Annotated in this window: 12 protein-coding genes; 9 read left to right on the top strand and 3 right to left on the bottom strand. The window is 74.5% G+C overall.

Annotated elements, in window-relative coordinates:
- The first annotated feature begins 75 nt into the window (after positions 1–75).
- On the top strand, positions 76–1,614 hold the full coding sequence (locus tag ACIPW5_RS01715) for an IucA/IucC family protein (RefSeq protein ID WP_401238862.1): 1,539 nt from the start codon (positions 76–78) through the stop codon (positions 1,612–1,614).
- Positions 1,615–1,748: 134 nt separating this feature from the next.
- Positions 1,749–2,522, top strand: a complete 774-nt coding sequence (locus ACIPW5_RS01710) for a GntR family transcriptional regulator (RefSeq protein WP_401238859.1) — start codon at positions 1,749–1,751, stop codon at positions 2,520–2,522.
- Positions 2,523–2,548: 26 nt separating this feature from the next.
- Here the strand turns inward: ACIPW5_RS01710 and ACIPW5_RS01705 are convergent, their stop codons facing one another.
- Positions 2,549–2,995 (bottom strand): ArsR family transcriptional regulator, encoded by a 447-nt coding sequence (locus ACIPW5_RS01705; RefSeq protein ID WP_401238857.1) that lies wholly within the window; start codon positions 2,993–2,995, stop codon positions 2,549–2,551.
- A 205-nt stretch (positions 2,996–3,200) separates the two neighbouring features.
- Here ACIPW5_RS01705 and ACIPW5_RS01700 point away from each other — a divergent pair, with 205 nt between their 5' ends.
- The 3 genes from ACIPW5_RS01700 (at position 3,201) to ACIPW5_RS01690 (ending at position 7,216) form a co-directional block, all read left to right on the top strand.
- On the top strand, positions 3,201–4,160 hold the full coding sequence (locus ACIPW5_RS01700; RefSeq protein ID WP_401238854.1) for a SigB/SigF/SigG family RNA polymerase sigma factor: 960 nt from the start codon (positions 3,201–3,203) through the stop codon (positions 4,158–4,160).
- Between the two features lie 201 nt (positions 4,161–4,361).
- Positions 4,362–5,423, top strand: a complete 1,062-nt coding sequence (locus ACIPW5_RS01695) for a glycine betaine/L-proline ABC transporter ATP-binding protein (protein ID WP_401240060.1) — start codon at positions 4,362–4,364, stop codon at positions 5,421–5,423.
- On the top strand, positions 5,423–7,216 hold the full coding sequence (locus ACIPW5_RS01690; RefSeq protein WP_401238851.1) for an ABC transporter permease/substrate binding protein: 1,794 nt from the start codon (positions 5,423–5,425) through the stop codon (positions 7,214–7,216). The genes ACIPW5_RS01695 and ACIPW5_RS01690 overlap by 1 nt, the downstream gene beginning before the upstream one ends.
- A 65-nt stretch (positions 7,217–7,281) precedes the next feature.
- Here the strand turns inward: ACIPW5_RS01690 and ACIPW5_RS01685 are convergent, their stop codons facing one another.
- Positions 7,282–9,438: an MMPL family transporter gene (locus ACIPW5_RS01685; protein ID WP_401238848.1), complete on the bottom strand. Its 2,157-nt coding sequence runs from the start codon at positions 9,436–9,438 to the stop codon at positions 7,282–7,284.
- Positions 9,439–9,739: 301 nt separating this feature from the next.
- Between ACIPW5_RS01685 and ACIPW5_RS01680 the strand changes: the two genes are divergently transcribed.
- The 4 genes from ACIPW5_RS01680 to ACIPW5_RS01665 all read left to right on the top strand — a co-directional run bounded on the left by ACIPW5_RS01680 (position 9,740) and on the right by ACIPW5_RS01665 (position 12,430).
- A complete protein-coding gene (locus tag ACIPW5_RS01680; RefSeq protein ID WP_401238846.1) occupies positions 9,740–10,921 on the top strand; it encodes a sensor histidine kinase in 1,182 nt (393 codons plus the stop codon).
- Positions 10,918–11,586, top strand: a complete 669-nt coding sequence (locus ACIPW5_RS01675) for a response regulator (protein ID WP_401238843.1) — start codon at positions 10,918–10,920, stop codon at positions 11,584–11,586. Before ACIPW5_RS01680 ends, ACIPW5_RS01675 begins: the two co-directional genes overlap by 4 nt.
- Before the next feature lie 141 nt (positions 11,587–11,727).
- Positions 11,728–11,952, top strand: coding sequence for a hypothetical protein (locus ACIPW5_RS01670; RefSeq protein ID WP_401238840.1), 225 nt, complete (start codon positions 11,728–11,730; stop codon positions 11,950–11,952).
- 136 nt (positions 11,953–12,088) lie between these two features.
- Entirely contained in the window at positions 12,089–12,430 is a 342-nt protein-coding gene (locus ACIPW5_RS01665) for a hypothetical protein (RefSeq protein ID WP_401238837.1), read from the top strand.
- 14 nt (positions 12,431–12,444) lie between these two features.
- On the opposite strand, the gene ACIPW5_RS01660 is transcribed toward ACIPW5_RS01665, so the two are convergent.
- The gene (locus tag ACIPW5_RS01660; RefSeq protein WP_401238836.1) at positions 12,445–13,182 is read right to left on the bottom strand and encodes a hypothetical protein; all 738 of its coding nucleotides are present in this window, start codon (positions 13,180–13,182) and stop codon (positions 12,445–12,447) included.
- Positions 13,183–13,189 lie beyond the last annotated feature (7 nt).

Below are 13,189 nucleotides of genomic sequence, written 5' to 3'. Positions count from 1 at the left end.
CGTCATCATCGCGGATACTGAAGATCACATCCGGTGGTCCTTCCCGCGCACTGCCGGCACCCGCGGACGGACCGAATGGAACCAGTGGACCTCAACACCGCAGCCGACGCCCACAGCGCCGCCCCCCTGCTGAACTGCCTGCTCAGGGAGGTGGGCGAGGCCGTGGACGGGCAGGTCCACCGGCTGCGCGGCAGCGGCCGGCTGCTGCGGGTGTCCGGCGGCCGCCACCCCTCCGGCGCGGAGCTGCACACGGCGGACGGCTGGCACCGGCTCGGCCACGCGGAACTCGTCAAGCTCGTCTCCGACGAACTGCACCGCCACACCGGCGTGTCCAACGACGAGCTGCCCGGCGAGATCGACGACAGCCGGGAGGCCGTCGCCGCACTGCTGGCCGCCCGGGCGGCCGCCGAGCCCCCCGAGGACCCCTACGTCCGGTCCGAACAGGCCCTGGTCATGGGCCATCCGCACCACCCCGCCCCCAAGGCGCGCGGCGGCGCGCCCGCCGCGAGCTGGCTGCCGTACGCCCCCGAGGCCCACACCCGCTTCCCGCTGGTGCTGCTCGGACTGCGCGAGGACCAGGTGGCCGAGGAGGGCGGCCCGGCCGCCGCCGACGCGGTCGACGCGCTCGCCGGGATCCTCGACGGCCCCCGCCCGCCCGCCGGCTACCGGGTGCTGCCCGCGCACCCCTGGCAGCTGGAGCTGACCGCGGGACGCCGGGAGCTGCGCGAGGCCTTCACCGACGGGCGCCTGCTGCGGCTCGGCCCGACGCGGCTGCCGGTGTGGCCCACCGCCTCCGTGCGGACCGTGTACGCGCCGGGTGCGGACGCCGACCTGTTCGCGAAGTTCAGCCTCGACGTCCGGATCACCAACGACGTGCGCCGGCTGTGGCGCCACGACCTGCTGAAGCTGCGCCGCACCGACTCCGCGGTGGAGGAGGGCTTCGCCGATCTGCGCCGCCGCACCGGATCGGACGCGGTGTGGCTGAGCGACCGCGGGTACCGCACCGCCGCCTTCGCCTTCGAGGAACTGGCGGTCCTGGTCCGCGACGGCCTGCGCGGCCGGGTGGCGGCGGGCGCGGTGCCGCTGCTGTCCGCCGCCCTCGCCGAGGGGTTCCCGGGCAGCCCGCTGGAGACCGCGCCCGACCCGGCCGGCTGGTGGAGGGCGTACCTGCGCCATGTCGTGCCTCCGGTCCTGGACCTGTTCGCCCGGCACGGGATCGTGCTGGAGGCGCACCTCCAGAACTGCCTGGTCGCCGTGGACGACCGGGGCATGCCGGTGCAGGCCCTCTTCCGCGACGCGGAGGGCGTGAAACTCCCCGGGGACATGCCGCGCGGGGCCGCCTGGCAGCGGCTCGTGTACTGCCTGGTCGTCAACCACCTCGCGGAGGTGGGCGGAGCCCTGGCCGAGCGGCACCCCGCGGCCGCCGCCGGGGTGTGGCCGGCGGTCCGCGGGGAACTGCTGCGCTACGACGCCGCGTACGGCCTGCCGGAGATCGCGGAGCTGCTCACCGCCCCGGCGCTTCCGGCCAAGACGAACCTGCTGCTGCGCTGGACCCGGGCGGACGGCGCGGACGCGCGCTACCTGCCGCTGCCCAACCCGCTGCGGGGTGCGTGACGGGGCGGCCGACGGGCGTGGGATTCGGCCAAGGTGGGCCGGGCCGACGGATCTCTCCTGCCGAAAGGTATAGACCAATGCTAGGTTGGTCGGGCAGACCGCGCAGTCCTTGACCACCCGTCAGAGGAGAAGCCATGCCCTCCCCTTCGCGGGGCGGCGGCCCGGCCGCCATGCCCAAGTACCAGCGGATCGCCGCACAGCTGCGGGACGAACTCGACCGCGCCGCCCGGACCTCCGGCGGCAGGCTGCCCTCCGAGCGCACCCTGGCCGCCCGCTACGAGGTCAACCGGCAGACCGTCCGGGCCGCCCTCCAGGAGCTGCGCGCCGACGGACTGGTCGTCACCGGCCGCCGCGGCACCCGGGCCGCGGTGCTGCCCGGCTCCGGGCGCCCCACGCCGGCCGCCTCCCGGACCGCGCCCGCCCGCCGGGACGGTCCCGGCCCCCGCCTCACGCGGACCCGGCTCGCCCTGGTCACCGTGCCGCCCGCGCTCGGCGCGCTGCTCGGGATGGGCGGCGGCGAGCGCACCCTGGTCCACCAGCGCCACGTGTACGGCCCGGACGGGCGCGCGGTCCGGCACGCGGTGACCTACCTCTGCCCCCGCGCCGTGGCCCGCACCCCGGAGCTGGCGGCCTACCTCGACCGGCCGCACGGGGCCCGGGGCGAGGACCTGGGGCCGCTGCACCGCTGGCTGGAGCGGGCCGCCGCGCGCGGCAGGACCTCGGAGACCATCACGATGACGCGTACCAGCCACCCGGCCGGCGCCGCGCCCGCCTGCGGGCTGTCCGTGCGCCGCACCGTGCACGACGGCTCCGGGCGGCTGCTGGCCGTCACGGACCTGGCGTTCACCGACTGGGACCGGCTGACCTTCCACCGCGAGCCCGAGGCGATCGCCTTCCGGGTGACGTAGCCCACAGGGCGGGTGCCGCCAGGGCCTCAGGGGCGGACGGGGGCCGCGGCTTCCGCCGGGGCCGTGCCGCCGGGAGCCTCCGCGCCGCCCGGTGCCTCCCGGTCGTCCGCCGCCGGAGCCCCGCCGCCGTCCCCGGCGCCCGCTTCCCGTCCGGCGCCTCCGCCCCCCGCGGCCGCCTCCGCCGCCTCCGCCGCCTCCGCCGCCTCCGCGACGCCCGCCGCCTCCGCACCCCCGGCCGCCTCGGCCCCGGTCAGCAGGGCGAGCAGCCCGGCCACCTGCACCCCGGCCTCGGCGGGGTGCCGGAACATGGCGCCCGCCGAGATCTCGTAGCGGTTGCGCCGCCCGTCCCGCGCGCGCCGCAGGTACCCGTCCGACTCCAGGTCGGCCACGATCGCCTGGACCGTGCGCTCGGTGAGCGCGCACACCGCGGCGACGTCCCGCAACCGCGCCGCCGGATCCCGGGCGATGGTCACCAGGACGCGCGCGTGATTTGTGAGAAATGTCCAGTTCTGTCGACGTGTCATGCTCCCCATCCCGCCATGATGCGGCATGGCTTTCACGTGAAACAAGACGCGAAATGCGTTTCCGGTATTTCTTGACGTGTGAGCGGAACCAGTACAGAGTCGAGGGCAGTCAAGGTCCCGCGCCGCAAGCCGACCAGCCCAAGGAGCGAACCCCATGCAGGTTTCCGCCCGCCCTTCCCCCACCGCCGGCCCCGCCGCGGCCCGCCCCGCCGAGCCCCTCCTGCCCGGCCCCCGCCGCAGCGGCCGGGCCGCTGCCCGCGAGGCCGGACTGCCCCGGATCGACGAGCCCAGGGAGGTGGCCCCGGCGGACGCGCGGGAGATGTCGAAGGTCTTCTTCGCCCGCCTCCGCGAGCTCCCCGAGGGCACCGCCGAGCGCCAGTACGTCCGCAACACCCTGATCGAGATGAACGCCTCGCTCGTCCAGTACGCCGTCCGCCGCTTCCGCGGCCGCGCCGACGGGGCCGCGGGGGACGTCGACGACCTCGTCCAGGTCGGCACCATCGGGCTGATCAAGGCCATCGACCGGTTCGACCCGGCCCGCGAGAACGAGTTCGCCACCCTCGCCATGCCGTACATCACCGGCGAGATCAAACGCCACTTCCGCGACACCGCCTGGGCCGTCCACGTCCCGCGCCGGCTCCAGGAGCTGCGCATCGACATAGCCAAGGCGAAGGAGGAGCTGACGGTCCGGCTCGACCGCTCGCCGACGGTCCGCGATCTCGCGGCGTACCTCGACCTCACCGAAGAGCAGGTCATCGAGGGCCTGGTCGCCGCCAACGGGCACACCAGCGGCTCCCTCGACGCCCCGCACGCCGAGCACGGCGACGGCCCCGCCGAGGGCCACACCCTCGCCGAGGTCCTGGGCGAGGAGGAGCCCGCCCTGGAGCTCGTCGAGGACATCCAGACCCTGGCCCCGCTGCTGGAACGGCTCAGCGACCGCGAACGCGACATGCTGCGCATGCGCTTCGGCGAAGAGCTGACCCAGGCCCAGATCGGAGCCGCCCTCGGCATCTCCCAGATGCAGGTCTCCCGGCTCCTCACCCGGCTCCTCGCCCACCTGCGTACCTCCATGCTGGCCGACCACGACGCGGGTCCCGGGCGGCACGCGCACTGACCCCCTCGGGGGCCCTCCCCGGCGTGAGTTGGATCACTTCGCCGTTTGCGGTGGTGAAGGGCGGGCATGCGGGCCGCTGGAGCGGAACCGCATGCTCCGGCCGCTGGGCCGGAGCACGGACCGCGCGGGCCGATCCCGCCCCGCTCCCCGGCCCGCCGCCCCCGGCGACGGACCGGCCCCCGTACGACCCACGAGGTGCATGTGTCCACGCTCCAGGCCGAACACGTCTACAAGGTGTTCGCCAGACACCCCGACCGCCGGGCGGCCGCCGTCCGCGCCCTCGAAGGCGGCGCCGACCGCGACGAGCTGCGCGCCGACGGCACCACCGCCGCGGTGATCGACGCCTCCTTCCGCGTCGAGCCCGGCCAGATCTTCGTCGTCATGGGCCTGTCGGGCTCCGGCAAGTCCACCCTCCTGCGGATGCTCAACGGACTGCTGGAACCCACCTCCGGCCGCATCCTCTTCGACGGCGAGGACCTCACCGCCCTGACCCCGCGCGAGCTGCGCCGCGTACGCTCCACCAGGGTCTCCATGGTCTTCCAGCACTTCGCGCTCTTCCCGCACCGCGACGTACTGGCCAACGCCGCCTACGGCCTGGAGGTCCAGGGCGTCCCCCGGGCCGAGCGCGAACGCCGCGGCGCCGAGGCGCTCGCGCTGTGCGGGCTCGGCGGCTGGGAGAACTCCTGGCCCGACGAGCTCTCCGGCGGCATGCAGCAGCGCGTCGGCCTGGCCCGCGCACTGGCCACCGACGCCGACCTGCTCCTGATGGACGAGTCCTTCAGCGCCCTGGACCCGCTGATCCGCCGCGACATGCAGGACCAGCTCCTCGAACTCCAGCGCACCCTGAAGAAGACCATCGTCTTCATCACCCACGACCTCAACGAGGCCATGCGCCTCGGCGACCGGGTCGCCGTCATGCGCGACGGCCGGATCGTCCAGCAGGGCACGGCCGAGGACATCCTCACCCGGCCCGCCGACCACTACGTCGCCTCCTTCGTCCAGGACGTGGACCGCTCACGCGTGCTGACCGCCGACGCCGTCATGGACGCCCCCGCCGAGGGCGTCGAAACCTGCGCCTGCCCCACCGTCAGCGCCGACACCCCGCTCGCCGACCTCTGCTCCGTCAGCGCCCGCGTCCCCCACCCGGTCGCCGTCACCGGAGCCGACGGCGCCGTCGTCGGCTCCGTGCCCAAGGACCGGCTCGTCGCCTTCATCGGCGACGAACAACGGCCCCCCATGGCCTGTGCGGAGGTGGCCGCCTGATGCCCCGCCTGCACCTCGGAGCCTGGGCCGACAGCGCCGTCGACCTCCTCCAGCGCCACCTGTCCTGGCTCTTCGACACCGTCAGCATGCTGGTCACGGGGCTCTACGACGGCACGAACGCCGTGCTGTCCGCCCCCGCGCCGCTGCTCTTCGCCGGCCTCCTCGCCCTCGCCGCCTGGTGGCTGCGCGGCCTCCTCGCGGGCCTGCTCGCCTTCGCGGCCTTCGCGCTCGTGGACTCCCTGGCCCTGTGGGACGAGGCCATGTCCACCCTGTCCCTGGTCCTGGTCGCCACCCTCGTCACGCTGGCGTTCGCCCTCCCGCTGGGCATCTGGGCCGCGCGCTCCGCCAGGGTCAGCGCCGCGCTGCGGCCCGTGCTGGACTTCATGCAGACCATGCCGGCCATGGTGTACCTCATCCCCGGCATCGTCTTCTTCGGCGTGGGCGTGGTCCCCGGGATCATCGCCACCATCGTCTTCTCGCTGCCGCCGGGCGTACGGATGACCGAGCTCGGCATCCGCCAGGTGGACGCCGAACTGGTCGAGGCCGCCGAGGCCTTCGGCACCGCCCCGCGCGACACCCTCGTCCGCGTCCAGCTGCCGCTGGCCCTGCCCACCATCATGGCGGGCGTCAACCAGGTCATCATGCTCGGCCTGTCCATGGTCGTCATCGCCGGCATGGTCGGCGGCGGCGGACTCGGCGGCGCCGTCTACCGGGCCATCGGCAGCGTCGACATCGGCCTCGGCTTCGAAGCCGGCCTGTCCATCGTGGTCCTCGCCATGTACCTGGACCGGATGACCGGAGCCCTGGGCCGCCAGGTCTCCCCGGTCGGCCGCCGGGCCCAGGCCCTGGCCCGCTCCGCCGCGCGCGGCCCGGCCCGGCTGTGGAACCACCGCCCGCAGCCCGCGTACGCCGTCACCGCCGCGGTCGTCCTGGCCCTCGTCGCCGGCGGACTGAGCACCTTCGGCGGCTCCGGATCACCGGCACCCGCCACCGATGCCGAGAACACCGGCAAGGGCCGGAAGGTCACCATCGGCTACATCCCCTGGGACGAGGGCATCGCCTCCACCTTCCTCTGGAAGGAACTGCTGGAACGCCGGGGCTTCACCGTGGACGCCCGCCAGCTGGAACTCGGCGCGCTGTTCACCGGGCTCGCCGGCGGCCAGGTCGACTTCCAGACCGACGCCTGGCTGCCCGTCACCCAGGCCGAGTACTGGAAGAAGTACGGGAACAAGCTCGACGACCTCGGCTCCTGGTACGGACCCACCTCCATCGAGCTCTCGGTCCCCTCCTACGTCAAGGACGTCCGGTCCCTGGAGGACCTCAAGGGCAAGGGGGCGCGGTTCAAGGGCCGGATCATCGGCATCGAGCCCAGCGCCGGAGCCATGTCCCTGCTGAAGGAGAAGGTCCTCAAGGAGTACGGGCTCGAAGGCGAGTACCAGGTCGTCGACGGCTCCACCCCGGGCATGCTCGCCGAGCTGAAGCGGGCCTACGAGAAGAAGGAGCCCGTGGTGAGCGTGCTGTGGTCCCCGCACTGGGCGTACTCCACCTACGAGCTGACCAAACTGGCCGACCCCAAGGGCGTCTGGGGCGAGGGCGACGGCATCCACACCCTCGCCCGCAAGGGCTTCGCCGCCGACGAGCCCGAGGTCGCCGCCTGGCTGCGCTCGTTCAAGCTGACCGAGGCCCAGCTCACCGGCCTGGAGGCGAAGATCCAGGAGATGGGCAAGGGCAAGGAGCAGCAGGCGGTCCGCGCCTGGCTGACCGGCCACCCCGAGGTGGCCGCGCTCGGCTGACCGGACACGCGCCGGGGCGCCCGGGACCACACGGTCCCGGGCGCCCCGGCGTCCGCGTACGCGGCTCAGCCCACCGGCACCCGGTCCGCCCCGGGCCGGTCCTCCCGGAGCTGCTCGCCGCGCACCCGCGGGCGCACCGGCCACCACAGGGAGCGGCCCAGCAGCGCGGCCAGGGCCGGCACCAGCACGGCCGACAGCACGAACGCGGACAGCAGGATCCCGACCGCCGTCGCGAACCCGGTCTGCTGGGTCCCCGCGTGCGGGCTCACGGCCAGGCTCCCGAAGGACGCGGCGAGCACCAGTCCGGCCGTCGCGATCGCCGGCGCGGTGTGCCGCACCGCACGGGCCACCGCCGCGCGGGCCGGTCCGGGGCGCTCCATCTCCTCCCGGAGCCGGTCGCTGATCAGGATGTTGTAGTCGGTGCCCAGCGCCACCACGAACAGGAACAGCACCAGGGGGAGCGTGAAGTCCACGCCCGGCCGCCCCAGACCGTGCTGGAAGACCAGGGCCGAGGCCCCCAGCGTGGCCGCGAAGCCGAGCCCGACCGCGAGCATCAGCACGACCGGCGCGAGCACGCTCCGCAGCAGCACCAGCAGGATCACCGCGATCAGCACCGCCGCCACCGGGAAGATGACCTTCAGGTCCTTGTCGACCGCCACCGCGATGTCCGCGAACACCGAGGCGGTGCCGCCGACATGGGCCTCGGTCCCGGCCGGAAGATTGGCCCGGACCGTCTCCCGGACCGGCCCGGAGACCAGGTCTCGGGCCTGCTGCCCGCCGGATTCGACGTTCAGCAGCAGGTCGATCCGGGCCGCCTTCCCGTCCTTGCTCAGCACCGTCGGCGCGACCCCGCCCACCCCGGGCACCCGGGCGAGCGCCCCCGCCAGCCCGGCCACGCGCTCCGCGCCGAGCGGAGCCCCGTCCTTCGCGGCGACGAGCACGCTCGTCGGGTCCGAGACCCCGGCGGGCAGGGCGCGGGATATCTCCGCCGCCGTCTCCACCGCGGCGGTCCGCTCGCCGCCCGCGCCGGACTGCCCGTAGTCCATCCGGATCCCGGCCAGCCCCGCCGTCAGCGCACCGAGCAGCACCAGCGAGCCGAGGACCAGCGCCACCGGGCGCCGGGCCGTCAGCCGGCCGAGGCGGCCCGCCGCACCCTCACGGGGCGCGCGGTCCAGGGCGCGCGAGGGCCAGAACATCCTGCGGCCGGTGACGGCCAGCATCGCCGGCATCAGCGTGAGGCTGCCCAGCAGCATCACCAGCACCGACACCGCGATCGCCGGGCCGAGCACCCGGAACTGGCCGAAGGAGGCGATCCCGAGGGTGGCGAACGCGGCGACGATCGTCAGCGCCGCCGAGGTGACGGCCGTGCCCACCCGGCCCGCGACCTCCGCGGCCGCCTCGCGCCCGCTCTGCGCGGGGTGCTGCCGCAGCTGCTCGCGGAACCGGAACAGCAGGAACAGGAAGTAGTCGATCCCGATGCCCATGAGCACCACGTTGATCAGCCCGGGAGTGGAGGGCGCCAGCCGGACCCCGCTCGCCACCGACGCCATGACCACGGTCCCGGCCGCCCCGCCGCCGATCACCGCCATCGCGAGCAGCGGCAGCAGGGCGGCGAACACGCTGCGGAAGACCAGGACGTGGAGCAGCACGATCAGCCCCATGACCACTGCGCCGACCACCGTCGACCGGGTCTCCTCGGCGTCGGCGGTGTCCACCGTGGCCGCCAGCCCGCCCGTGAACCCGGTCCGCAGGCCCGCCTCGCCGAACGCGGCCCGCGCCTGCTCGCGGAACGCCTTGTAGGTGCTCTGCACCCCCGGGTCCTGCGGATTGCCCTTCAACTCCACCGACAGCAGCCGGAAGGAGCGGTCCGGGGCCGTCATCCCGGCGCCGATCCGCGGCGTCTGGGAGTGGTCCTCCATGAACGGCGGATCCTCCTTCTTCTTCGGCATGACGATCCGCTGCCCGGCCAGGCGCCGCGACACCTCCTCGATCCGGCGCTCGTCGGGGGCGGCGAGCGCCGCCCCGTCCTCGCGGGCCACCAGGACCGTCAGCGGGTCGGAGTCCGGCCGGGCCCCGAAGCTCTCCTCGGAGATCCGCAGGGCGGCCGCCGAATCGTAGGAGGCGGGCAGGAAGCCGTCGTTGCCGGGCTGCGTGGCGCGGAAGACGAACACCTGCCCGAGGATCGTCAGCCCGATGCCCAGCACCGCCCACAGGGCGATCACCTTCCATGGGTTCCTGGTCGAGCATCCCGTCAGGGCGCGGATCACTGTTCTCCTCCGGTCTGTTCCGTGCGGATCGCGGCCGGGTCGGCCGTCCGGACTCCAGACCATCAGCCGCCGGACGGGAAAACGTCCTGGTGGAGAAGGAGAAAGCGGCCGGGACCGCGGTCCGGGATCCGGTCCCGACCAGGACCCGGGTCCTGGTCGGGACCGGCACCCTCGGCCGGTCTCCGCCACCCGGCCGGATGGGAGAATGGACCCACGAGGGCGGCCCACGGCGGTCCGTGGGAAAGGGGCAGAGGGGATGGGCACGCGCGCCGAGAGGCTGACGTGGACGCGCAACGACGCACTGGTGGCGGTCGGCGCCGCCGCCGTGGACCTCACGGGCTTCGCCATCGAGACCCAGTTCGAGGGTGCCTCCCTCGGGGTGGTGGCCGCGTTCACCGTGTTGGCCGCGTCACTCGCCCTGCTGGCCCGGCGCCGCCACCCGGTGGTGACGCTCTGCGCGGTCCTGCTGCTGGGCGCGGTGGTGAACCTGACCGCCTCGGTGCCCCCGCACTTCGGACTCACCCCGGCCGTCGCCCTCTACTCGGTCGCGGTGGCCTGCCGGCCCTCCGTGGTGGTGGGCGCGGCCCTCGCCACGGCGCCGCTGAACACCCTCGGGCAGGGCGGCTTGCCCTTCGACCCGGGCTTCGGCCTCCTGGCCAACTCGGCGGCCACCCTCCTCGTCGTCACCACCGGCCTCCTGGTCAGGCGCTGGCAGCGGGAGACCGCGGCCAAGCGGGTCCTGCTCGCCGAACGGGCGGTGGCCGACGAACGCCGCCGCATCGCGCGGGAGCTGCACGACATCGTCGCCCACCACATCACCACCATGCAGCTGATGGCCGGCGGGGCCCGGGCCAACCTCGACCACGACCCCGGGGCCGCCCGCGAGGCACTGGTGACCCTGGAGCAGTCCGGCCGGATGGCCCTCGGCGAGATGCGGCAGCTGCTCGACGTCCTGCGGGCCGGCGAGGAACCGGAGACGGCCGTGCCGGCCCCGCAGCCCGGGGCCGGGGACGTGGAACGGATCGTCGCGGAGTCCCGGGCCGCGGGGACGGACACCGAACTCGCGGTGACCGGACCCGCCCGGCCGCTGCCGCCCACCGTCGGCCTGACCGTGTTCCGGGTCGTGCAGGAGGCCCTCACCAACGCCCGCAAGCACGCCGGGAACGCCCCCGTCCGGGTGCGGCTGGCGTACGGAGCGGACGAGGTCGCCGTCGAGGTGTGCGACGAGGGCCCCGCCGACGGCGCCGCCCGGCGCCCCTACCGCGGCGCCGGGTACGGCCTGATCGGCATGCGGGAACGCGTCGCCCTGCACGGCGGCACCCTGGAGGCCGGGCCCCGCGAGGAGGGCGGCTTCCGGGTCGCGGTCCGCCTCCCGGCGCCCACGGCCCCCGACGCGCACCACCAGCCCCACCCGCAACGAGAGGAACTCCGCCGATGATCCGCGTGCTGATCGCCGACGACCAGCCGCTGGTACGGCGCGGCCTGGCCCTGATCCTGGCCCCCGACCCGGACATCGAGGTGGTCGGCGAGGCCGCGGACGGCGCCGAGGCCGTGGCCCTCGCCCAGGAGCTGCTGCCGGACGTGGTGGTGATGGACATCCGGATGCCGGTGCTCGACGGGGTCGCCGCCACCGGCCGGCTGGCCGAGGTCCGGCCCGGATCCCGCGTCCTCGCCCTGAGCACCTTCGACATGGACGAGTACGTGGTCGCCGCCCTGCGCGCCGGCGCCTACGGCTTCCTGCCCAAGGACGTCTCCCCGGAGGAGCTGATCGCGGCCGTCCGCACCGTCCACACCGGCGAGGCGGCCGTCGCGCCGAGGCTGCTGACCCGGCTGATCTCCGCCTACGTACGGACCGCCCCGCGCGAGCCCCGGCCCGCCCCGGCGGCGCCCGACGGAATGACCCCGCGCGAACTGGAGATCTGGCGGCTGCTCGCCCGCGGTCTGGACAACGCCGCGATCGCCGCGGAACTGGACATCAGCGTCTCCACCGTCAAGAACCACCTCACCGCCGTCTTCGGGAAGCTCGGCGCACGCGACCGGGCCCAGGCGGTGATCGCCGCGTACGAGACCGGGCTGGTCGAGGCCGAACGGAGGGGCGCTTGAGCCCCAAGTGCCCACAGACACCCGGAATTCCCCGGCGCCCGCACGCCTGACCAGCCGGAACACTGGATGATCCGCCGGTGCGCGGGGGGCTTCCCGCATGGCACAGTGCCAGGAGCACAACCGCCGGACCAGGGAGCCCCCATGCGTGATGCGCACACCGCGCCGCCGGTACTCGCCGAGGTGCCCCGGTGCCGCACCGAACCGGACCCGCACCCCGGCCCGCTGCCGGTCTGTCCGCAGTGCGCGGAAACCCCGCAGCGGATCTCCTGGCGCCAGCGCCCGGGCGAACCGGTCGTCCTGGCCTTCGACCCCTGCGGCCACCGCTGGACCTCCCCCGCCCCACCCGTCCTGGCGGTGACCCCCTAGACGTCCCGGGCGGCGCCGGTGCCCCTTGACCCGACGGCCCCCGTGACCTCGTATCCTGCCCTGGACACACCGGTGAGCAGGATCGACGAGCCGGCCGGCGCGACGGGTGCCGGGCGGCGGGAACGGGAGAAACCCGATGGACGTGCAGCACTTCGAGCGGATCACCGCGTTCATCGAGGCCCGGCTGACCCCGCTGTTCGACGCCGAGACCGGCAGTGACCGCGGGTTCGCGATGGACGACACCTCCCGGGCGCTGCGCGCGCTGCGCAACAGCGTGCTGGAGGCCTCCGCCGTCAAGGGGCTCATCGCGACGCGGGAGACCGCCGAGCCGCTCCTGCGCAAGGTCATCGACCAGTCGGTGGAGCACCACTGGGACGTGCTGCGCGGCATCGCCCGCCAGTGGGAGGACCACGCCGACTTCCGGCGGGAGTTCAAGCGCCACGCGTGGGAGCTCGACGGGGCCGCCGCCTCCGTCTGATCCCGGGCGCCCGGCTACCGGCTGGGCGCGCCGCCGATCAGGTAGCCGATCCGGCGTTCCAGTCCGCCCCAGCGCCGGTCGTGCCGGTACGCCCGCTTGATCGTCCGCGCCCTGGTCCGGGGGCGGTGTCCGTAGAAGCGGCGCGCCCACGGGGAGGCCGGCCGGGCCAGCCGGACCGCCGCGAACAGGGCGATCAGCGGGACGACCATCCCGAACACCGCCAGCCGGGGCTTGCCCTTGACCAGGGCGACCGCCGCCAGCAGCAGGTTGAACAGCACGGTGGAGCCGAGGAACAGACGGTTCGCCTGCTGGTCCTCGGTCAGGCCGTCCACGCCCAGCGGCAGGAACCCGCACAGCAGCAGACCGGCCAGGGCCGAGGTCATCACCACCACCTCGACGCTGAGGGTGCCCTCCTCCGTCCAGTAGACGTCGCTCAGGTGCAGGATCAGTGCGAACTCGTCCAGCACCAGGCCCGTGCCCATCCCGAACAGCACGGCCGCCACCCAGGAGCCCCACCCCGTCCGGCCGCCCGCGATCGCGGTGAAGCCGCCGACGGTCATCAGCACCACCCCGGGGACGCAGTGGTGCACGTGCAGCCCGCCCGGGGTGACGTTGCGGAAGGGCCCCTTGCCGGCCCGGATCATCCGGGTGATGACCCGGGTCACCACGAAGGTCGCGACGAACGCCGACAGCGCCAGCAGCAGGGGCAGTTTCCCCGGCTCCAGGATGTTGCGGTACCACCAGTCGCCCATGCCGTCA

The organism is Streptomyces sp. NPDC090077 (assembly GCF_044747545.1).
In the GTDB taxonomy this organism is placed as follows: domain Bacteria; phylum Actinomycetota; class Actinomycetes; order Streptomycetales; family Streptomycetaceae; genus Streptomyces.
Note: the sequence above shows the minus strand (reverse complement) of the source record. Positions and strands in the feature narration are given on the sequence as shown.

Excerpts from the sequence above, each read along its gene's own strand:
- ACIPW5_RS01715 (WP_401238862.1), top strand. The coding sequence starts at position 76 with ATGGAACCAGTGGACCTCAACACCGCAGCCGACGCCCACAGCGCCGCC.
- ACIPW5_RS01680 (WP_401238846.1), top strand. The coding sequence starts at position 9,740 with ATGGGCACGCGCGCCGAGAGGCTGACGTGGACGCGCAACGACGCACTG.
- ACIPW5_RS01675 (WP_401238843.1), top strand. The coding sequence starts at position 10,918 with ATGATCCGCGTGCTGATCGCCGACGACCAGCCGCTGGTACGGCGCGGC.
- ACIPW5_RS01710 (WP_401238859.1), top strand. The coding sequence starts at position 1,749 with ATGCCCTCCCCTTCGCGGGGCGGCGGCCCGGCCGCCATGCCCAAGTAC.
- ACIPW5_RS01690 (WP_401238851.1), top strand. The coding sequence starts at position 5,423 with ATGCCCCGCCTGCACCTCGGAGCCTGGGCCGACAGCGCCGTCGACCTC.
- ACIPW5_RS01665 (WP_401238837.1), top strand. The coding sequence starts at position 12,089 with ATGGACGTGCAGCACTTCGAGCGGATCACCGCGTTCATCGAGGCCCGG.
- ACIPW5_RS01660 (WP_401238836.1), bottom strand. The coding sequence starts at position 13,182 with ATGGGCGACTGGTGGTACCGCAACATCCTGGAGCCGGGGAAACTGCCC.
- ACIPW5_RS01670 (WP_401238840.1), top strand. The coding sequence starts at position 11,728 with ATGCGTGATGCGCACACCGCGCCGCCGGTACTCGCCGAGGTGCCCCGG.
- ACIPW5_RS01700 (WP_401238854.1), top strand. The coding sequence starts at position 3,201 with ATGCAGGTTTCCGCCCGCCCTTCCCCCACCGCCGGCCCCGCCGCGGCC.